At 71.6% G+C, this 19,780-nt stretch carries 18 protein-coding genes, 1 tRNA gene and 1 pseudogene; 14 read left to right on the forward strand and 6 right to left on the reverse strand.

Translation table 11 applies throughout. The features are described from left to right. Nucleotides 1-40 precede the first annotated feature (40 nt). From H629_RS15645 to H629_RS0107805, 3 genes and pseudogenes are all read right to left on the reverse strand, one after another. A pseudogene (locus tag H629_RS15645) lies at nucleotides 41-757 on the reverse strand (EamA family transporter); the annotation flags it as partial. Nucleotides 758-795: 38 nt separating this feature from the next. Then, on the reverse strand, nucleotides 796-1,401 hold the full coding sequence (locus H629_RS0107800) for a helix-turn-helix domain-containing protein (RefSeq protein ID WP_024356728.1): 606 nt from the start codon (nucleotides 1,399-1,401) through the stop codon (nucleotides 796-798). A gap of 165 nt (nucleotides 1,402-1,566) precedes the next feature. Beyond that, the gene (locus H629_RS0107805) at nucleotides 1,567-2,097 is read right to left on the reverse strand and encodes a hypothetical protein (protein ID WP_024356729.1); all 531 of its coding nucleotides are present in this window, start codon (nucleotides 2,095-2,097) and stop codon (nucleotides 1,567-1,569) included. Between the two features lie 33 nt (nucleotides 2,098-2,130). Here H629_RS0107805 and H629_RS0107810 point away from each other — a divergent pair, with 33 nt between their 5' ends. The 8 genes from H629_RS0107810 (at nucleotide 2,131) to H629_RS0107845 (ending at nucleotide 11,572) form a co-directional block, all read left to right on the forward strand. Next, the gene (locus tag H629_RS0107810; protein ID WP_029746728.1) at nucleotides 2,131-3,003 is read left to right on the forward strand and encodes an EamA family transporter; all 873 of its coding nucleotides are present in this window, start codon (nucleotides 2,131-2,133) and stop codon (nucleotides 3,001-3,003) included. Nucleotides 3,004-3,047: 44 nt separating this feature from the next. Beyond that, on the forward strand, nucleotides 3,048-3,782 hold the full coding sequence (locus H629_RS0107815) for a CYTH domain-containing protein (protein WP_024356731.1): 735 nt from the start codon (nucleotides 3,048-3,050) through the stop codon (nucleotides 3,780-3,782). A gap of 9 nt (nucleotides 3,783-3,791) precedes the next feature. Then, nucleotides 3,792-4,001, forward strand: coding sequence for an HPP family protein (locus H629_RS0107820; protein ID WP_024356732.1), 210 nt, complete (start codon nucleotides 3,792-3,794; stop codon nucleotides 3,999-4,001). 103 nt (nucleotides 4,002-4,104) lie between these two features. After that, complete coding sequence (locus H629_RS0107825; protein WP_024356733.1) at nucleotides 4,105-5,523, forward strand: NAD(P)/FAD-dependent oxidoreductase; 1,419 nt, start codon at nucleotides 4,105-4,107, stop codon at nucleotides 5,521-5,523. Next, complete coding sequence (locus H629_RS0107830; RefSeq protein WP_024356734.1) at nucleotides 5,520-5,879, forward strand: cupin domain-containing protein; 360 nt, start codon at nucleotides 5,520-5,522, stop codon at nucleotides 5,877-5,879. Before H629_RS0107825 ends, H629_RS0107830 begins: the two co-directional genes overlap by 4 nt. A gap of 77 nt (nucleotides 5,880-5,956) precedes the next feature. Next, nucleotides 5,957-7,318: a uracil-xanthine permease family protein gene (locus tag H629_RS0107835; RefSeq protein ID WP_024356735.1), complete on the forward strand. Its 1,362-nt coding sequence runs from the start codon at nucleotides 5,957-5,959 to the stop codon at nucleotides 7,316-7,318. 211 nt (nucleotides 7,319-7,529) lie between these two features. Further along, entirely contained in the window at nucleotides 7,530-11,330 is a 3,801-nt protein-coding gene (locus tag H629_RS0107840) for an ATPase AAA (RefSeq protein WP_024356736.1), read from the forward strand. Further along, nucleotides 11,327-11,572 carry a hypothetical protein gene (locus H629_RS0107845; RefSeq protein WP_024356737.1) on the forward strand — a complete coding sequence of 82 codons (246 nt, stop codon included), beginning with the start codon at nucleotides 11,327-11,329 and terminating at the stop codon, nucleotides 11,570-11,572. Before H629_RS0107840 ends, H629_RS0107845 begins: the two co-directional genes overlap by 4 nt. A gap of 17 nt (nucleotides 11,573-11,589) precedes the next feature. On the opposite strand, the gene H629_RS0107850 is transcribed toward H629_RS0107845, so the two are convergent. Both H629_RS0107850 and H629_RS0107855 read right to left on the reverse strand, forming a co-directional pair. Further along, a complete protein-coding gene (locus tag H629_RS0107850) occupies nucleotides 11,590-11,853 on the reverse strand; it encodes an FmdB family zinc ribbon protein (protein WP_024356738.1) in 264 nt (87 codons plus the stop codon). 172 nt (nucleotides 11,854-12,025) lie between these two features. Continuing rightward, entirely contained in the window at nucleotides 12,026-12,622 is a 597-nt protein-coding gene (locus H629_RS0107855; RefSeq protein WP_024356739.1) for a 5-formyltetrahydrofolate cyclo-ligase, read from the reverse strand. Between the two features lie 102 nt (nucleotides 12,623-12,724). Between H629_RS0107855 and galU the strand changes: the two genes are divergently transcribed. The 4 genes from galU (at nucleotide 12,725) to H629_RS0107875 (ending at nucleotide 15,848) form a co-directional block, all read left to right on the forward strand. Further along, the gene (galU, locus tag H629_RS0107860; protein ID WP_024356740.1) at nucleotides 12,725-13,651 is read left to right on the forward strand and encodes a UTP--glucose-1-phosphate uridylyltransferase GalU; all 927 of its coding nucleotides are present in this window, start codon (nucleotides 12,725-12,727) and stop codon (nucleotides 13,649-13,651) included. Nucleotides 13,652-13,654: 3 nt separating this feature from the next. Then, a complete protein-coding gene (locus tag H629_RS0107865) occupies nucleotides 13,655-14,257 on the forward strand; it encodes a GNAT family N-acetyltransferase (RefSeq protein WP_029746732.1) in 603 nt (200 codons plus the stop codon). Between the two features lie 63 nt (nucleotides 14,258-14,320). After that, nucleotides 14,321-15,448, forward strand: a complete 1,128-nt coding sequence (locus H629_RS14540; protein ID WP_152485682.1) for a hypothetical protein — start codon at nucleotides 14,321-14,323, stop codon at nucleotides 15,446-15,448. A 324-nt stretch (nucleotides 15,449-15,772) separates the two neighbouring features. After that, nucleotides 15,773-15,848: transfer RNA gene (locus H629_RS0107875), tRNA-Ala, on the forward strand. A 145-nt stretch (nucleotides 15,849-15,993) separates the two neighbouring features. Here the strand turns inward: H629_RS0107875 and H629_RS0107880 are convergent. Further along, the gene (locus H629_RS0107880) at nucleotides 15,994-17,184 is read right to left on the reverse strand and encodes a MarP family serine protease (protein ID WP_024356741.1); all 1,191 of its coding nucleotides are present in this window, start codon (nucleotides 17,182-17,184) and stop codon (nucleotides 15,994-15,996) included. 191 nt (nucleotides 17,185-17,375) lie between these two features. On the opposite strand from H629_RS0107880, the gene H629_RS0107890 reads away from it, so the two are divergent. Next, nucleotides 17,376-18,911, forward strand: a complete 1,536-nt coding sequence (locus tag H629_RS0107890) for a SulP family inorganic anion transporter (RefSeq protein ID WP_024356742.1) — start codon at nucleotides 17,376-17,378, stop codon at nucleotides 18,909-18,911. Nucleotides 18,912-18,955: 44 nt separating this feature from the next. Further along, complete coding sequence (locus H629_RS0107895) at nucleotides 18,956-19,753, forward strand: HNH endonuclease family protein (protein ID WP_024356743.1); 798 nt, start codon at nucleotides 18,956-18,958, stop codon at nucleotides 19,751-19,753. Nucleotides 19,754-19,780 lie beyond the last annotated feature (27 nt).

The following is a 19,780-nucleotide window of genomic DNA, read 5'->3' on the forward strand; positions in this document are numbered from 1 at the left end:
CTCCGACGAGTTGCAGCGGTGCGGGCGTCTGACTCAGTACGAGCAGGCCGATCAGGATGCCGAAGGCGGGTTCGATCGCGAGCAGGGTGCCGAAGGCGGTGTGGGTCATGCGCCGCAGCGCGAGCATCTCCAGGCCGAACGAGATCACGGGGGTGATGAGCGCGATCAGCGCTGCGAGCGCCAGCACCCGCCAGTCGGGCGCGCCCGCGACGACCTGCGGCAGCCCGACCGCAGTGGTGCACACGGCCGCGATGGGGATCGTGAGGGCGAGCCCGCTGATCCCCGAGAAGCGGTCGCCGACGAGCTGTGTGAGCACGTTGTACAGGCCCCAGCAGACGCCTGCGAGCAGCGCGAAGCCGATGCCGATCAGGTCGACGTTCCCGTGCCAGGGCTCGGTCAGCAGCACCACGCCGGCCAGCGCCAGCGCCGGCCAGACCAGCCCGTTCCGCCGCCGGCTCGCGATGCCGGCCACCGCGAGCGGCCCGAGGAACTCGATCGCGACGGCGGTGCTGAGCGGGATGCGTTCGACCGCGGCGAGGAAGAAGGTGGTCATGAATCCTGTAACGGCGCCGAGGGCGAGCAGCGCCGGGAGATCCCGGATCCGCAGCGACCGCAGCGAGGGGCGCACGATGACCCAGAGGAAGACCGCGCCGAAGCACATGCGCAGCCAGGCGGTGCCCGCGGGGCCGGCGTGCTCGATCACCCCGACGGAGAGCGCGTTCGACACCTGGATCAGCAGCATCGCGGCGACGGCCATCGTCCACGGCGGGATGCCGGTACGGGGCGCGGCGGCGTTCACGGGCGGGCCCCCTCGCTGCGGTGCCCGGCCCCCACGCCCGGTTCGAAGACCGAGAGCGAGAATCGCGCCGGGACGCGATGGGGGTTCGCGTAGGCGTGATCGACGTCGCCGCGAAAGGCGAGAGCGTCGCCCGTGCCGAGCTCGTGGGCCTCGCCGTCGACATCGACGGTGATCACGCCCTCCTGCACGTGCAGCAGTTCGCGGGTGCCGGGGGCGTGCGCTTCGCTCGCGTGCCGTTCGCCGGGGGCGAGGCTCCAGTCCCACAGTTCGACCACGTCGGGCGGCTCGGTGCCGGCCACGAGCACGCCCCGGCCGCCCGCATCGCCGCTCCACAGCACTGCGCCAGAGCCGTGCCGGGTGACCTTGGGGGAGTCGTCGGCGGGCGGTTCCACGAGCGCGGGCAGGCCGACGCCGAGGGCGTCGGAGAGTCGCAGCAGGGTGCCGACGCTCGGATTCACGGCGCCCTGCTCGACGCTGACCACCATGCGGCGGCTGACGCCGGCCGCGGCGGCGAGACCGTCGAGGGTCCAGTCGCGGCTCTTGCGCTCCTGACGGACGCGTGCGCCGATGACGCGTGCCAGTGACTCCGGATCGATGCTCATGGGTGCAGGATAGTGCATCTTTGGTGCACGGAGCGAGCCCAGGGCGGCTCGGCTTGCCCCGGGGTGCGAGGTACCGGGATCGAGCGCGACTGTTCCAGCGAGCACGACTCCTTCGGGGGCGCTGGGACAGTCGCGCTCGCTGAAAGCGTCGGCCTGGCGGGGGCGCTACAAGGGTGGGTCGGTGAGCAGACCGGCGCGCTCCGCGAGGAACGACGCGAGCGTGGGCGCGCCTGCGAGCGGAGCGCCGGCGCGCCACCGCACGCGCACCTCGCCGTCGGCGAAGCCGACGAGACTGTCGGGCGGCGCCGCAGCCAGCGAGGCGGCGTCGAGCGTGATCGGAACAGCGTCGAAGTCGACGGGCGCTCCGGCCGCGAAGCCGCCCCGCAGGGCAGCGGCAGCGATCTCGCGGCGTTCCTCGCGCGATACCGACTGGTAGCCGGGCCGGCCTCGCTCGGCGGCGCGGGTCGCCCGCCCCGCCGCGTAGAGGCGCGCATCGTCTCCGAGCAGCAGCGCGCCGAGGCGCCACACCTCGCCGAGGGGGCGCATGGTGGCGGGCCGCGTCCAGAGCAGCACGCGCCGCGGCGGCACATACTCCGCGAGGGCCTCGGGTGCCACTCCGGCCGACCGCAGCGCTGCGACGGTCGCAGCGCACGCCTGCGCCGCCCGGGCCGCGGCGTCGGAGATCTCAGCCGTCATCCGGCCAGTGTAGCCGCGGTTAGACTGTGGCCGGTGACCACCTCTCCCGCTGCGCAGACCGCCGCCCGCCGCGCTACGATCCGCGCCATGCTCCTCGTGCTCGCCGGAGCGATCGGCGTGCAGTCGTCGGCCGCGATCGCGATCGGCCTGTTCGATGATCTGGGAGTGCTCGGCACGAGTTCGGTGCGCATGGCGATCGCGGCACTGGTGCTGCTCGCGGTGTTCCGGCCTGCGCTGCGTGGGCGCAGCGGGCGCGAGTGGGCCGGGATCGTGCTCTACGGCGTCGCGATGGCCGCGATGAACGCGTTCCTCTACCTCGCGCTCGGCAGCCTGCCGCTCGGGGTCGCCACGACGATCGACTTCCTCGGGCCGTGCCTCGTCGCCCTGGCGGCGTCGAGGCGGCCCCGGGAGGGACTGCTCGCGGTCGCCGCCCTGATCGGGGTCGGCCTGATCGCGGGCTTCGGCGGGCCCTTCGAGCCGATGGGCCTGCTGTTCGCGGCTCTCGCGGGCGCGTCGTTCGGTCTGTACACGCTGCTCGCGGCGCGCGTCGGCCAGTCCGAGGGCGGGCTGCCGAGCGTGGCGCTGTCGGTGGTGGTGGCGGCGATCCTCATGCTGCCGTTCTCGGTCCCGGCGGTGCCGCTGCTGCAGCCGCCCCATCTGCTGCCGCTGCTCGTGTCGGCACTGCTCGGCACGGCGCTCGCGTTCACGGTCGACACGATGGCGGGGCGGCTCACCTCGGCGCGGGTGCTGGGCGTCTTCTTCGCGTTCGACCCGGTGGTGGGCACGGTCATCGGCGCCGTGTTCCTGGGGCAGCTGCTCACGCCGGTGGCGGTGGCCGGTGTCGTGCTGGTGGTCGTGGCCGGCGCGGGCATCGTGTGGTCGGCGGGGGATCGGCGCGCGCCGTAGCGGCCGCCGCCGGGGCGCCCGGTGGCAGCCCGTATGCTGTCGGTGTGGCGGAACAGACAGCGGCCCAGGGGGCGGAATCGCTTGAGGTCGAGCGCAAGTACGAGGCGGCGATCGGGCTGCGGCTGCCGGGTGCGGAGGCGTTCCGATCGGCGGGGTTCGAGGCGCGAGCGCCGGAGACCCAGCGGCTCTCGGCTCGCTACTTCGACACCCCGGAGGGCGCTCTGGCGCGCGGCGGCTTCGCGGTGCGGGTGCGACAGGGGGGCAAGGACGCCGGCTGGCATCTGAAGCAGCGCACGGCGCAGGGCAATCGCGAGCTGCTCTGGCCGTACGGCGCCGACATGCCGGAGGCGCTGCGGGAGGAGATCGCGGGGCGGATCGGCGTCTCGCCGGATCGCCTCGTGCCGATCGCGGAGCTCGAGACCGAGCGCTCCACCACGGTGCTGTGCGATGCGGAGGGGCGCGAGCTCGTCGAGATCGCCGACGACCGGGTGCGCGCCCGTGAGGGGGTGACGGGTGTGCGACGCGCCTGGCGGGAGTGGGAGGCCGAGCTGCTGCCCGGCGCCGGCTCCGGCGCCGCCGGCGCGGCGGTGCTGGATCGCGTGGAGCCCGTGCTGCTCGCGGCCGGCGCGGTGCCGTCGCTGAGCTTCGCGAAGATCGCTCGGGCGACGGGGCAGCTGATCGCGGTGGCTCGAGCCGCTGGCGCGGGGGAGGACGAGATCGCCGCCCTCGAACGTCTCGACGTCTCGGATCGCCGGGCGGCGGCCGAGGGGACGCCGTAGGCTGGAGCCATGAACAGCGGATTGAAACCCCGGAAGCAGCGCGATCAGCGGGAGACGCCCTCGCCGCGGGCGCGGCGCAAGCAGTTCATCGTGGCGCTGGTGATCGGCGCCGTGGTGGGCCTGGTGATCGCCGCGCTCACCCAGTTCTGGCTGTGGCTGCCGGCGGGGCTCGCGATGGGTCTCGCCACGGGGGCCATCATGAAGCCGCCGGCCGAGTAGCGGCAGGGGTCGCGCGCCCCTGATGTAAACGCCATTGACATTAGCATTTACATTCGGGTGGCGATGTGCGAGGATCAGTGAGGAAATCGAGGACGAGGATCCCATGCAACCCACCATTTTCGAAACCAACCGCCCCGCCGCGAAGATCATCGACGACTCGCTGGCCGATACGAAGCTCGGCGTCTTCTGGACCGAGGACGCTGCAGACGCTGCGCGCTACCCCGCACTCGACGGCGACCAGCGCGTCGACGACGCCGTCGTGGGCGGCGGCTACGCGGGCCTCTGGACCGCGATCAAGCTGAAGACCGAGCACCCCGAGCGGCGCGTCGTGCTGCTCGAGGCCATGCACGTCGGCTGGGCCGCGAGCGGCCGCAACGGTGGCTTCTGCGAGGCGAGCATCACGCACGGCGAACCCAACGCCGAGTCGCGCTGGCCCGACGAGACCGGCACGCTGCGCCGCCTCGGCTACGAGAACCTCGACGCGATCGAGCGCTTCATCGATGAGAACGGCCTCGACGTCGACTTCGAGCGCACCGGGCAGCTCTCCGTCGCGAACGAGCCCTACCAGGCCGAGTGGCTGGGCGAGAGCGCCGATCCGCACGTGGTCACGCTCGACCGCGAGCAGGTGCAGCAGCGCATCGCGTCGCCCACCTTCCTCGGCGGCGAGTTCTCGCCCCGCGAGAACGCGAACCTGCACCCCGCCAAGCTGGCCGCCGAGCTCGCGCGTCACGCCGCCTCCATCGGCGTCGAGATCTACGAGCAGAGCCCCGTCACGCGCCTCGACGGCTCGGCGGAGGCGCCGATCCAGCTCACCACCGACCACGGCACCGTCGTCGCCGAACGGGTGGCCCTCTGCACCAACGTCTTCCCGTCGCTGCTGAAGCGCTACCGGTTCCACACCGTGCCGGTCTACGACTACGTGCTCATGACCGAACCGCTCACCGACGAGCAGCTCGCCTCCATCGGGTGGGAGGGGCGCGAAGGCCTCGCCGACATGGCGAACCAGTTCCACTACTCGCGGCTCACCAAGGACAACCGCATCCTCTGGGGCGGCTACGACGCGGTCTACTTCACGGGCGGCCGCATCAAGCGCGAGTACGAGGACCGCATGGAGAGCCACCGCAAGCTCGCCAGCCACTTCTTCACCACCTTCCCCCAGCTCGCGGGCGTCAAGTTCACCCACCGCTGGGCCGGCGTCATCGACACCTCGACCCGCTTCTGCGCGTTCTTCGGCCAGGCCTACGGCGGCCGTGTGCAGTACGTCGCGGGCTTCACCGGGCTGGGCGTGGGCGCCACGCACTTCGCGGCCGATGTGATGGTCGACCGCTTCGAGGGCCGCGTCACCGAGCGCACCGAGCTCGAGATGGTCAAGCAGGTGCCGCTCCCGTTCCCGCCCGAACCCGCGGCGTCGATCGGCATCAACCTCACCCGCTGGTCGCTCGACCGGGCCGACCACAACGGCGGCAAGCGCAACGTGCTCTTGAAGACGCTCGACGCACTGGGACTGGGGTTCGACTCATGAGCGAGCTGCTGCCCGACGACATGAACCTCGTCGTGAACGGCCTCACCACCGGCGTGGAGCTTGAGGACGTGCCCGCGGGCGACGTCGTCTCCGGCTCGCCGCAGCAGGGCATCGCCGAGCTCGGAAGCATCGGCGGCGCCGAGGCCGGCATCTGGGAGCTGCGCGGGGGAGTGGTTACCGACACCGAGGTCGACGAGCTGTTCGTCGTGATCTCGGGGAGCGCCCTGATCGAGCTTGTCGACGAGGATCGCACCGTCGAGGTGGGGCCCGGCGACGTGATGCGCCTCCTCGCCGGCACCCGCACCCGATGGACGGTCGAGGATCACATCCGCAAGGTCTACATCTCGGCCGAGTAGGCGCGCAGGGACCGCACAGCGCATTAAGATAATGCGTTGGTGCGAACGCGCCGATCCCGAACCCGAAGGAGCCACCGATGGCGCTGCCCTGGAAGCTGCACCGAGACGGCAAGCACGTCTCTCCCGATGCGATCGTGCTGCCCGAGGAGCGCATGACCTGGCCCCGCACCATCGGCTTCGGTGCCCAGCACGTCGTGGCGATGTTCGGCGCGACCTTCCTCGTGCCCCTCATCACGGGCTTCAGCCCGACCGCGACCCTGTTCTTCTCGGGTCTCGGCACGCTGCTCTTCCTGCTGATCACCGGCAACCGCCTGCCGAGCTACCTCGGCTCCTCGTTCGCGTTCATCGCGCCGATCGTGGCGGCGACCGCGGGCGGCAGCGACAGCGCCGAGGGGCTCGCACGCGCCTCCTTCGGCATCCTCGCCATCGGCGTGCTCATGGCGATCGTCGGCATCATCGTCACGAAGTGGGGCACGGGCTGGATCAACGCTCTCATGCCGCCCGTGGTGATGGGCGCGATCGTGGCCCTCATCGGCTTCAACCTGGGCCCGGCCGTCAAGAACAACTGGAACGCGACTGAGCTCTCGGGCTGGGTGGCGCTCATCACGCTCGTCGCGATGCTGCTCATCACGGTGCTGTTCCGCGGCCTCATCGGCCGTCTCTCCATCGTGCTCGGCGTGGTCGTCGGCTACATCGCCGCCGTGGCGATGGGCGAGGTCGACTTCTCGTCGGTCAACGACGCGGCCTGGATCGGCCTCCCCGCCTTCCACGCGGTCGGCAACCCCTTCGCCGATCCCACGCTCTGGGGCCTCCTGCCCGCGTTCCTGCCGGTCGTGCTGGTGCTCATCGCCGAGAACGTGGGTCACGTGAAGAGCGTCGGCCTCATGATCGGTCGCGACCTCGATCCCGTGACGGGTCGCGCGCTGCTCGCGGACGGCGTGTCCACGGTGCTCGCCGGCTTCGGCGGCGGATCGGGCACCACCACCTACGGCGAGAACATCGGCGTCATGGCGGCCACCCGCGTCTACTCGACCGCGGCCTACTGGGTGGCGGGCATCATCGCCGTGCTGCTCAGCTTCTCGCCGAAGATCGGCGCCCTCATCAACACGATCCCGGCGGGCGTGCTCGCGGGCGTCACCGTCGCGCTCTACGGTCTCATCGGCCTCATTGGCGTGAAGATCTGGATCGACAACAAGGTCGACTTCGGCAAGCCCATCAACCAGTTCACCGCTGCCGTGGCGCTCATCGTCGGCATCGCCGACTTCACCCTGCAGCTCGGCTCCGTGATGTTCAACGGCATCGCCCTCGGCACGATCGCGGCGATCGCGGTGTACCACCTCATGAGCGGGCTCTCGAAGCTGCGCGGCGGTGAGGTGCAGGTCGCGGATCCGGTGGTGACTGCCGAGACCGGAGCGAGCCGCGTTTCCACCGGGCAATAGCCGCGGCTCCTGGGCCCGCTGAAGGCCGGGTCTCGCTGAAATCTCGGAGCACACCGATGTTTCGGATCCGCACCCCGCGGAGCGGTCCGAAACATCGGTGAGCCCCGAGACCTCGCGCTGAGTCTGAGGCTGGCCGACTCGACGCGCGACCGCGCGACGAAACACCGCCCGGGTTGCGGGGATTCTCGGCGGGTCCGCTTAGGGTGGCCGTGTGTGGAGTGTAGATCGGCGACGGCAGAACGGTGCCAATGGTCGCGGCAAGGGCGCGCCGGATGAGGCGGCCGCTGAGGTCGCGCTGCCTCAGAACGAGGGCTCCCTTGCGAAAGCGCACGATCCCGCGCACGATTCCGCGCCTCCCGCCGCAGATCTCGCAGCCCAGCTGACCGGCCCCGTCTCGCTCGTCGACGCCTACGCCGACGAGCACGCCGAGTGGCGCGACGCGCTCGCCCGCATCGGCGGACGCAACCCGCTGCTCCACTTCGACGACCGGCCCGCCAATCGCATCGAGCTCTCCACGACGCACCCCGGTGGCCTGCCGCAGTTCATCACCGGCAACAAGATCCTGCTGTCGGCCCTGATCCGCGACGATCTCGCGCTGCGCCACGCGCGCGCCGCCGCCGCGCGCGTCACCGACAAGGCGATCGAGATGCGCACCGTGCGCGGCCTCGAGACCGTCAACCTCGGAGTGGGCATCGCCAAGTGGAGCTTCGAGGGTGAGGAGTTCTGCGCCCCGATCCTGCTGCGCCCCCTCGCGATCCGCCGCTACGGCCGCGACTTCGAGCTCAAGCTCAAGCAGTTCCCCGTCGTCAACTCCGAGCTGATCCGCGCGCTGCGCGAGCAGTTCGGCATCGTCGTCGACGCCCGCGCGCTCATCGAGCTCTCCCAGTCGGAGGGCGTCTTCAAGCCGCAGCCCGTGATCGACCGGCTGCGCCAGATGGCGGCCGGCGTGCCCGGCTTCGTCGTGCAGCCGCGGCTCGTGGTGTCATCGTTCCACAACGTGTCGCAGCGCATGGTGGCCGACGCGAAGGATCTCGACTCGCCGATCCTCGCCGCGATCTGCGGCAGCGAGCCCGCCGCCCGTCGCCTCGCGGAGGCCTACCGACCCGTGAGCCCGACGCCGCCGGACGAGCGCGCGCCGGACACCGATCGCAACCTCTACGACGCCGACGTCGAGCAGGAGGACGTGCTCGCGCAGATCGACGCCGGCCACTCGCTCGTGGTGCACACCCTGCCCGGCACGGGCGGCACCCAGACCGTGGTGAACGCGATCGGCAACCTCGTGCGCGCCGGCAAGCGCGTGCTGGTCGTGTCGCCGCGCCGCGCCGCGCTCGATGGCATCACGCACCGTCTCACCCGGGCCGGTCTCGCCGGTCTCGCCGTGACACCGCGCCGTCTGCGCCGCAACCTCGTCGAAGCCATCAGCCGCAACGAGAACGCGCGCGGCGAGCAGCTGCGCGATGTCGACGAGGCGCTCACCCGCCTGCGCGGCGTGCTGCTCGACTACCAGCGGGCCCTCTCGACCACCGATCAGCGCTACGGCGTCTCCCCGCTCGACGCGCTGCGCCGCCTCACCGTGCTCGCCCTCGACGAGCGCCCGCCGAGCACCACCGTGCGCCTCGACGACCAGGCCCTCGGCCAGCTCACGCTCGACCGCTCATCGGTCGCGGAGGCGCTCACCGAGGTGGCCCGGCTCGGCCAGTTCCAGTACGGCCCCGAGGACTCGCCCTGGTACGGCGTGAGCTTCACGACGACCGAGGAGGCGCGCACCGCCTACGGCCTCGCCGTCGACCTCGCCGAATCGCAGCTGCCGCGTCTCATCTCGATGGCGAACGAGGTCATCGGCCAGACCTCCATGCGGCCCTACGACACCGTCGCCGAACTGGGCGTCTACCTGCGGCTGCTCATGGGCATCCGAGACACGCTCGACCGCTTCACCCCTCAGGTCTACGACCGTTCCCTCACCGAGGTGATCGCGGCGCACGCGCCGCGCGGCGGCGACGAGATGTCGTCGGCCAACAAGCGGCGGCTGCGCAAGCTCGCCCGCGAGTACGTGCGCCCCGGCGTGCACATCACCGACATGTACTCGCGTCTCGTGCAGATCCAGCAGCAGCGCGTGCTCTGGCAGCGCTACACCACGGTGGTGGGCGCCCGGCCCGAGGTGCCGCTCGGCATCGCCGACGTGGTCGTCGCGTTCCAGTCGGCCTACCAGGATCTCGACGAGCTCGACCGGGTGCTCGGCACGACGGGCGATGCGGATCGCCTGAAGAACTTGACGCTCGGCCGTCTCGCGCACCGCATCTCCGACCTCGCCCGCGAGTCCGAGGTGCTGCAGAACATCCAGGAGCGCACCACCATCGTCGAGCGCATGCGCGCCGCCCACCTCGAGCCGCTGCTCGACGACCTCTCGGCCCGCCACGTGCCCGCCGAGGACGTCGCGTCCGAGCTCGAGCTCGCGTGGTGGCAGTCGGTGCTGGAGCGCATGCTGCAGACCAACCAGGCCCTGCTCAGCGCCAACACGAGCGTGATCGAGCGGCTGGAGGCCGACTTCCGGCTCGTGGACGACGCGCACGCCGGTGCGAACGGCTCGCTGCTCGCCGGCTCGCTCGCCGACGCCTGGCGCGTGGCCGTGCTCGACCACAAGCAGGAGGCCCTGGCCTTGCGCGAGGCGCTGCGCAGCGGCTACGTCTCTCCTGCGGCGCTCGCGCAGCGATCCCCGAACCTGCTGAGCGTGCTCGCACCCGTCTGGGTGATGTCGCCCTACGAGGTGGCGCAGCTGCCCGACACGATGCGCTTCGACACCGCGCTGCTCGTCGACGCGGGTGCGACGACGCTCGTCGAGAACCTGGGTGCGATCCGCCGCGCCGATCAGGTGGTCGCCTTCGGCGACACCATGACGCAGACGCCGTCGGCCTTCGAGATTCCGGTCGGCGGGGTGCCCGGCGACGGGGAGGACGCCGTGACCGACGTCGACGCGCTGCACCGCAGCTCTGCTTTCGCACAGCTGGGCGAAGTGCTTCCGACGCTCACCCTGACCCGCAGCTACCGCGCGGGCGGCGAGGATCTCACGAACCTCGTCAACAGCCGCTTCTACGACGGCGCGATCCAGACCCTGCCCTGGGCGGGCAGCTTCCTCGGTCACTCGAGCCTCACCTACGAGTTCGTGCCCGGCGGCCAGGGGTTGCCCGACCAGCAGACGGGCGCGGTCGAGAGCACCGACGCCGAGGTCGACCGCGTGGTGCAGCTCGTGCTCGAGCACGCGAGCGACCGCCCTCGCGAATCGCTCATGGTGATCACCGCGAGCGAGCGGCACGCCGTGCGCGTCTGCCAGGCGGTGCTGCAGGCGTTCTCGAAGTTCCCGCAGTATCGGGAGTTCCTGCTGGGGGAGCGGGCAGAGCCCTTCGCTGTGCTCACCCTCGAGCAGGCGACCGCGCAGAGCCGTGACCGCGTGATCTTCTCGATCGGCTACGGCCGCACTCCGCACGGACGCGTGCTGTCGAACTTCGGCGGCCTCGGCCGTCCCGGGGGCGAGCGGCTGCTCGCCGTCGCAATGACCCGCGCCCGCCGTGCGATGACGATCGTGAGCTGCTTCAAGCCCGAGCACCTCGACACCAATCGCATCAAGCACGGCGTCGTCGAACTCGCCGAGCTGCTCGCCTTCGAGCATCCCGAGCCCGAGGCGCCGGCCCTGCCGGCCGAGCGCGACCCGATGATGGGCGAGCTGGCCGACAGGCTCGAAGCGATGGGCTTCTCGGTGGCGATCGACTACCGCGGCGTGATCCCGCTGGCCGCCTCCTTCGGCGACCGCGCGATCGCGATCGACCTCGACCTGGGCGGTGTCGACGGCGGCGACAGCCTGCGCGACACGCTGCGCCTGCGCCCGGCCGTGCTGCGCCGCCTCGGCTGGCACTACCACCGCGTGCACAGCTTCGACCTGTTCGCCGACCCCGACGAGGTGGCGCTGCGCATCGCGCGCATCGTCGGCTACGACGAGGGCGAGGCCGAGCCGGCGTGATCGGCGAACCGGGATCCCGCGACGCCGCGCCCGGTGGGCCGGACGAGGGCGCCGAGCGTGCGTCGAGCGCGTCTGACGAGCCAGGTGCGCCTGCCGACGCGGCGGTGAAGCGCCGACGGCGGGCAAGCCGCCCCGCACCGGAGGGCAGCGACCCCGAACCCTACGACCCGCCGACCGAACAACGCTCGGAGCGCGAGAACGACGCCAGACTGCTCGGCGACCGCCCGCCCCACTGGGGGTAAGGCCTTCGCCGCCCCGGTCAGGAGCCGGACGAGGACTTCGAGGGCGTCGACGACGAGCTGGATGAGGACGCGGAGCCCGATCCGCCAGCCGACCCCGATCCGCCCGAGCGGGAGTCGGTGCGGTAGAAGCCCGAACCGTTGAAGGTCACGCCCAGCGAGCCGAACACCTTGCGCAGCTTGCCGCCGCACTCCGGGCACTCGGTCAGCGCGGAGTCGGAGAAGGACTGGTAGATGTCGAAGGCGTGCTCGCAGTCGGCGCAGCGGTAGGCATAGGTAGGCACGAGAGATGATTCTACCGTCCGCGGCTGAGGGGCCGGGACGGCTGGCGCCGCGATGCCCTCTGCAGGGATAGGGGTCACTTCTGGCCGTGTCGTGCGGCGACACGCGGCCAAAAGTGACCCGGATTTCGTGAGAGCTGCCGCGTGGGCGTGAAGCGGATCAGCGGCGGACGCGTCAGCGGGGGAAGAGGCGGATCGCCTCCGGGGTGACGACGCCGTCGACAGGGATGTCGTGGAGTTCGCCCGGCAGCGCCGGCAGCACCTCGGCCTCGTGCACGACGGCGAAGAGCGGCGGTCGGCGATCCAGTTCGGACAGGCAGCGGTCGAAGTAGCCGAGGCCCCAGCCGAGACGGGTGCCCCGCAGATCGACCGCGCAGGCCGGGAGCAGCATGAGATCGAGCCCGGCGGCGGCCGACGCGGGCAGCTGCTCGCCGCTCGGCTCGAGGATGCCGTGCCGTCCGGGGACGAGGGGCGAGCCGTCGGAGCGAGTCCAGGCGAGGCGGCTCCCGGGCAGCGAGACCGGCAGCAGCACCTCCACACCGGCATCGTGCGCCCAGTCCAGGAAACCAGAGGTGTCGGGCTCGCCGGGCAGCGGCACGTAGCAGGAGACCGTCGAGGCGCCGCGATCCCGAACCAGCGACACGAGGTGATCGGTGAGCGCATCCTTCGCTCGCAGCCGCTCCTCCGCCTCCATGCCGACGCGGCGACGGCGCACCTCCTCGCGCACATGCCACTTCTGCTGCGCGATCGCCTCGGCGGCTCCGAACCCCATGCGAGCCAGCTTAGAGGCCCGCGGGGAGACGCGTCGCAGCTCTCAGGAAGACCCCGGACTGGCGACTTTGCCGCGGTTGCGCCTGGGGCTAGGCTGGCCGTCATGACTGATACTCAGCCCGCCCGTAGCTCAGTGACCAAGGCGGTCATTCCCGCCGCCGGCCTCGGAACGCGGTTCCTGCCCGCCACCAAGGCGACGCCCAAGGAGATGCTGCCGATCGTCGACAAGCCGGCGATCCAGTACGTGGTCGAAGAGGCCGTCGCCGCCGGGCTGGACGACGTGCTGGTGATCACCGGACGCAACAAGGGCAACCTCTCGAACCACTTCGACAGCGTCCCCGAGCTCGAGCGCACGCTCGAACAGAAGGGCGACCAGAACAAGCTGCGCAAGGTGCACGAGTCGAGCGAACTCGCCGAGATCCACTTCCTGCGCCAGGGCCAGCCCCTCGGCCTCGGGCACGCCGTCGCCTGCGCCCGCCGCCACGTCGGCGAAGAATCGTTCGCGGTGCTGCTCGGCGACGACCTCATCGACGCCCGCGATCCGCTGCTCGACCGCATGATCGAAGAGCACGACAAGCGCAATGCCACCGTGATCGCGCTCATGGAGGTGCCGCAGGAGTCGATCCACCTCTACGGCTGCGCCGCCGTCGAAGCGACCGACGACCCCGACGTGGTGCGCATCACCCGCCTCGTCGAGAAGCCGTCGGCAGAGGAAGCGCCCTCCAACCTCGCCATCATCGGCCGCTACGTGCTGCGCCCCGAGATATTCGACGTGCTCGACGGCCTCGAGCCCGGCCGAGGCGGCGAGATCCAGCTCACCGACGCGCTCAACCACCTCGCCGAGGGCAAAGGCGACGGCCCCGTCTACGGCGTCGTGTTCCGCGGCCGCCGCTACGACACCGGAGACCGCGCCGACTGGATCAAGGCGAACGTGCTGCTCGGCGTCGATCACGAAGAGCTCGGCGAAGAGATCTCCAGCTGGATCATCGACTTCGCCGACCGCCTCCGCGCTCGCAACTCCAACGGCTGAGACATGCCGCTCGGTCGCCCGATCGAGGAGCCGCCGCCGCTGCGCGCCGGCCGCGTCGAGCTGAGGGTGATCCGCAGCCGCGACGCGGAGCCGCTGCGCGCGCTGCTCGCCGAGAACCGCGGCTGGCTGCAGCGGTGGGAGGCGACCCACCCCGCGGGAAGGGGGGTCACCCCGGGCACCGTATCGATGCGACCGACGGTGCGTCTGCTGCGCCGGCAGTTGCGCGCCGGCAGCGGCCTGCCGTTCGTAGTGCTGCTCGACGGAAAAGTCGTGGGGCAGCTGAGCGTGTCCGAGATCAGCGGCGGCGCACTGCAGTCGGCCCAGATCGGCTATTGGGTCTCGCAGCATGTCGCGGGGCAGGGGGCGGCGCCGGCCGCCGTCGCGATGACCGTCGAGTACCTCTTCTCCGAACTGGGGCTGCACCGGGTCGAGATCTGCATCCGTCCCGAGAACTCCGCCTCCCTGCGCGTGGTCGAGAAGCTCGGGCTGCGATACGAGGGCCGGCGCGCCTCGTACATCCACATCGACGGTGCCTGGCGCGATCACGAATGCTACGCCGTCACCCGCGAGGAAGCCCCCGACGGGCTGCTCCACCGCCTGCGCTAGGCGATTGCGGGATCACGGCGCGCCGGGTGCCGTGCGCTCCGCGAACGCCGTACAGTGAGGCCCATGACTGGCGGGGTACTGGGTGGCGGCGTGATCTTCGTGGTGGCCGCACTGCTCTGGGCCGCCGTGCTGGTCCCCGCCTGGATCCGGCGCCGCGAGTTCCGCAGCGCGGAGCGCAACGCCGTGCGCCTGCAGCGCACCCTCCGCGTCCTGGCCGAAACCTCGGAGGTGCCGCAGGAGCTGCACCTGGAGGCCACCGCCCGTGAGGCTCTCGCCCACGAGAAACTGCTGCGCACCGCCCAGAAACGGCAGGAAGCCGAACGCGAGGCGAAGCTCGCCGAAGCCCGCGCCGAACAGGTGCGCGCCGAGATCCGCGCCCAGCAGATGCAGCGCAAGCAGGCCGCCGCGCAGCGGGCCGCCAAACTGCGCAAGCCCCTGGTGCGCCGCGTGCGCGCCCTCTCCGCGCTCGGAGCCCTCATCGGACTGCTCGGCGCCCTCGTCGGAGCGGGGCTCGCGACCGCCGGCAGCGGCGTCGCGATCCTGATCTGGAGCGGCCTCGTCTTCGCCGCCTCGCTGGGCGCGCTCGTGCTGCTCGCCCCCGGCCGGGCTCGCGTGCGCTCGATCGAGGCCGAACGGGTCGCAGTGCAGACCGCACCCGAGCCCGCATCGACCATCGCCGAGGCACCCGCCGCGACCGGCGAGACCGAGCGCTCGGCAGCGGCCCACGCCGCCGCGCAGCGCGCCGCAGCCGAGCGCATCGACCGGGCTCGCGCACTGGCCCGCGCCCGCGCCGAGCGTCCCGCAACCCGCGAGAACCAGACCGACTCGATCCTGCTGCGCGAGGCGCGCGCGCAGGTGAGCGCGGCGCGGGGTGCGGGCCAGACCGGGGCGGGCGCTGCGGATGGTGCTGGCGCTGCTGGTGCCGCTGGCGCCTCGGGTACTGCTGGAGCCTCGGGCGCGGGTGCCGAGGCGGCCGCGAGCAGCGCCATCCCCGCAAGGCCCTCCGCGCCGCTCACCGCGCGGGAGGCCGGCGAAGCCCGCCGGGCCGCACGCCGCACGCCCGGTGCCTCGAAGAGCGCCCAGGAGCAGGCCGCCCGAGAGCGACTGCAGCAGATGGGCGTGATCGGGGACACCAGCCAGGGCATGCCCGACCTCGACGCCGCACTGCGCCGTCGCCGCAACGCGAGCTAGGTTTTTCGCGGGGGCGGCTGCTTCGTCGCGCGACCGCGAGCTGCTCTGTCCCCGACCGCGAGCTGCCCGCCCCTGGCGCCTCGTGCCCTGCTGCCTTGCTGCCCTGCCCCTGTGGCGCCCATCGAAAGGCGGATTTCGCATGGCGCGCGCCGCCATCGCATGCCATATCCGCCTTTCGACCCCCTCGCAAAGAGCTCCAGCTCTGCTCGGGCGCTTCACGAGTGCTTCCCCGCCTCTCGCGCGTGCTCGTGGGGATCCCTCGTGGGGAGCAGGGGTGTCGATTTCACTTCCCAGCCCAGCGGCTGCTACAGTTGATCGCTGTCAGGGTCTGTGGCGCAGTTGGTAGCGCGTCTCGTTCGCAATGAGAAGGTCAGGGGTTCGATTCCCCTCAGATCCACCACGACAAAGGCGGGGCCGATCGGTGAGAAATCAGCGATCGGCCCCGCCTTTTACGTTTCCGGGGTGGGCGCGTTCGGCCGACCTGACTTCGCTGATGAGAGGGTCACCTGGGGCAGAGGTGGGGCAGACGTGGGGCAGACACACCCCTACCCCACGCACTGCCCCGACGACACCGCAGCGGGATCGGCGGAGGCGTCGAGCGTCGCGAGCACGGGCAGCAGTTCGGCGAGGGTCATCGCGTAGCCGATACCGGGGCGCACTGCGTCGCGGGCGAACACGACTCCGGCGACGGCCCCGGCCTCGGTGAGCAGCGGCCCGCCGGAGTTGCCCGGTTGCACGTCGGCGGAGAGGGTGTGCACCTGGCGGGGGGCGCCTCCGGCGCCGGAGATGTCGGGAACCGTCGTCGAGCCGGTCGCGAGCAGGCCGGCCGCCACGGTGCGGAACGGGCCGCCGCGCGGGTAACCCTGCACCGCCCCGACGTCGCCGGGCGCGAGCGAGTCGTCGAGCGGCAGCGGCGCGGCGTCGACGTCGGCTGCGACGACGGCGAGATCGGCGACCGGGTCGAAGTAGACGATGCGGCCGTCGCGGGCGGGCTCGCCGGGCAGCTCGATGAGGGGCGTGCCGATGCCGGCGACGACGTGCGCGTTGGTGACGATGCGATCCTCCGCCACCACGAATCCGCTGCCCGTGGGCATCGTGCCGCAGCCATAGGCGACGCCCGAGACGCGGGCGACGGAGGCCGCCGCGGCGGCGAGCGCGGGATCGTCGGTGTCGATACGGGAGGGGTCGGGGGCGGCGAGCACGAGTGACTCGTCGATGAGCCCGTCGATCGTGGGCAGCACCGTGTCTCCCAGCACTGCGGCGTGCAGGCGCGACATGGCGGTGACGAGCGGATCGGGGGTGACGCGCTCGATGAAGGACAGCATCGACGACGACGCGACAGTGGAGGACACCCCGGGCATCCCGGAGGCCGCGACCGCGGAGCCGATCAGCGCGACCGAGGTGACGGCGGCGAGCAGGCCGACGGCTCCTCCGAGCAGACGGTCGAGGGGGCGCAGGCGGCTCCGGTCGGCTCCTCGCTTGACGAGCGATCCGATGCTCGCCCCGATGCCGCCTCCGACGGCGAGCAGCAGCCCGGCCGATACGATCACCGCCGTGCTGCGCCAGCCGGTCTCGGGGAGTTCGCGCGCGATCATCGGCAGCACCCACGGCGACGCCGCAGCCCCGGCGATCAGCCCGAGCGTCATGCCGAGCGAGGAGAACAGCCCGGCGCGGAACCCGGCCGTGAGCCCGATGATCAGCAGCAGCACGATGATGATGTCTGCGACTCCGGGCATCGCCACCTCCCAGAAGCCCCGACGGTTCGGGGGTGGATTGTGGGCCGAGCCTATCCCATCCGCATGAGTGAATGACCCGTGTCGCGCTCGCCGCTGTGCTGCTCGCGATCGGCGCCGCTATGCTGCTCCTGAACCGGGCGCGCCGACGCTCGGCGTAGCCCGGGCGTGAGCCCCGAAGGAACCGAACCGCAGTGACCGCACCCCAGGCGGCCGCCGATGAGCGCGCCCGATATCGACCCGACCCCTCCGTGCTGACCGCGCTGCGCAGCCCGCGCCTGCTCACGAGGGAGGTGCTGGCCGGGGTCGTCGTCGCGCTCGCGCTGATCCCGGAGGCCATCGCGTTCTCGGTGATCGCGGGCGTGGATCCTCGCATGGGGCTGCTCTCGTCGTTCATCATGGCGACGAGCATCGCGTTCCTCGGCGGGCGGCCCGCCATGATCACGGCCGCGACGGGCGCGGTCGCGCTCGTCGTGGCGCCCGTGGTGCGCGAGCACGGGCCGGAGTACCTCATCGCGACGGTGCTGCTGGCGGGGGTGATCCAGATCCTGCTCGCCGCGCTGGGCGTGGCGAAGCTGATGCGGTTCATCCCGCGCAGTGTGATGGTCGGCTTCGTGAACTCGCTCGCGATTCTCGTGTTCATCGCGCAGCTGCCGCAGCTGATCGGCGTGCCGTGGTCGGTGTATCCGCTCGTGGCGGGCGGGATCTTGATCCTGCTCATCATGCCGCGGATCACCCGGGCCGTGCCCGCACCGCTCGTGTCGGTGATCGTGGTGACCGTCGTCGTGGTGGTCTGCGCGATCAATGTGCCCACGGTGGGAGATCAGGGCGAGCTGCCCCGCAGCCTGCCCGAGCTCGTGTTCCCGGCGGTGCCGTTGGAGTGGGGCACGCTCACGGCGATCGCGCCGTACGCCTTCGCCATGGCGCTCGTCGGCCTCATGGAGTCGCTGATGACGGCGAAGCTCGTCGACGAGATCACCGACACCCACTCGAACAAGACGCGCGAGGGCTGGGCGCAGGGCGTTGCCAATCTGCTCTCCGGCTGCTTCGGCGGCATGGGGGGCTGCGCGGTCATCGGCCAGACGATGATCAACGTGAAGGCGTCGGGCGCGCGCACCCGCATCTCGACTTTCCTCGCGGGCGTCTTCCTGCTGGTGCTCGTGGTGCTGCTCGGAGATCTCGTCGCGATGATTCCCATGGCGGCGCTCGTCGCGGTGATGATCATGGTGTCGATCGAGGCGTTCGACTGGCACAGCATCGCGCCGTCGACTCTGCGGCGCCTGCCGAAGAGCGAGACCTTCGTGATGCTGGCGACGGTGGCGCTGGTGGTGGCGACGCACAATCTCGCTGTCGGGGTGATCGGCGGTGTGCTCGTGGCGTCGGTGCTGTTCGTGCGACGGGTCGCGCACTTCGTGCGGGTGGATCGCGAGGTGCAGCCCGCCGCGCTCGCCGAGGGCCCGGCCGAGGTCGCCCGCTACCGGGTGTCGGGCGAGCTGTTCTTCGCGTCGAGCAACGATCTCACCACCCAGTTCGAGTATCGGCGCGACCCTGATCAGGTGGTGATCGACATGTCGGGGGCGCACGTGTGGGACGCGTCGACGGTTGCCGCGCTCGACGCGGTCGTGACGAAGTACGAGCGTCTGGGCAAGCGGGTCGAGCTGGTCGGCATGAATACGCGCACGAGCGATCTGCACTCGCGTCTCACGGGCACGCTCGGGGGAGAGGGCTGATCGGCGCGCGGCGGCGCGGCGGCGCGAGAGGTCCGCGGGGCGGCGTGCGCGCGCTGGTGCTCGCGGCGCTGGCGGTGTGCGCGCTCGCCCTGGCCGGTGCGTTCGTCGCGCAGGGCTCGGGGGAGGGCAGCGGATCCTCTGCGTCTCCCAACGCGGGCACGGGCACTCTGCGGCAGACGCAGACGCAGACGCAGACGCAGGGGCCGGCCGGTGCGGACCGCGGAGCGCCGCCCGCACCCGTCGCGGAGCGCACCGCCGCCGAGGTGCTCGACGCGATCCCCGTCAAGGGCCGCGCTCCGAAGACCGGCTACGACCGCCGGGCCGGCTTCGGGGACGGCTGGAAGGATCCCGATCGCAACGGCTGCGACGCCCGCAACGACGCGCTGCGCCGAGACCTCGTCGATGTCAGCATCGACGGGCGCTGCCGGGTGCTGTCGGGGGTGCTGCTCGACCCGTACACCGGGGCCCGCATCGATTTCGTGCGCGGCGAGCTCAGCTCGCAGGCCGTGCAGATCGACCACGTCGTCGCACTCTCGGACGCCTGGCAGAAGGGTGCGCAGGCGCTGACCGGCGCGCAGCGGATCGCGTTCGCCAACGATCCGCTGAACCTGCTGGCCGTGGACGGCGCCGCGAACTCCCGCAAGGGTGACGGCGACGCCGCGACGTGGCTGCCGCCCGAGCGGGGCTTCCGCTGCGAGTACGTGGCCCGTCAGATCTCGGTGAAGGCCGCGTACGGTCTGTGGGTGACGGACGCCGAGGGCGACGCGATGCGCCGGGTGCTCGAGGCCTGCCCGGATCAGCCGGCCTACGCTTCGGCGCTCGCCGGATCCGCCCTGGGCTGAACCGGATCAGTCCAGGGCGGCCGGGCG

It is taken from the genome of Leucobacter chironomi DSM 19883 (genome assembly GCF_000421845.1).
GTDB lineage: Bacteria > Actinomycetota > Actinomycetes > Actinomycetales > Microbacteriaceae > Leucobacter > Leucobacter chironomi.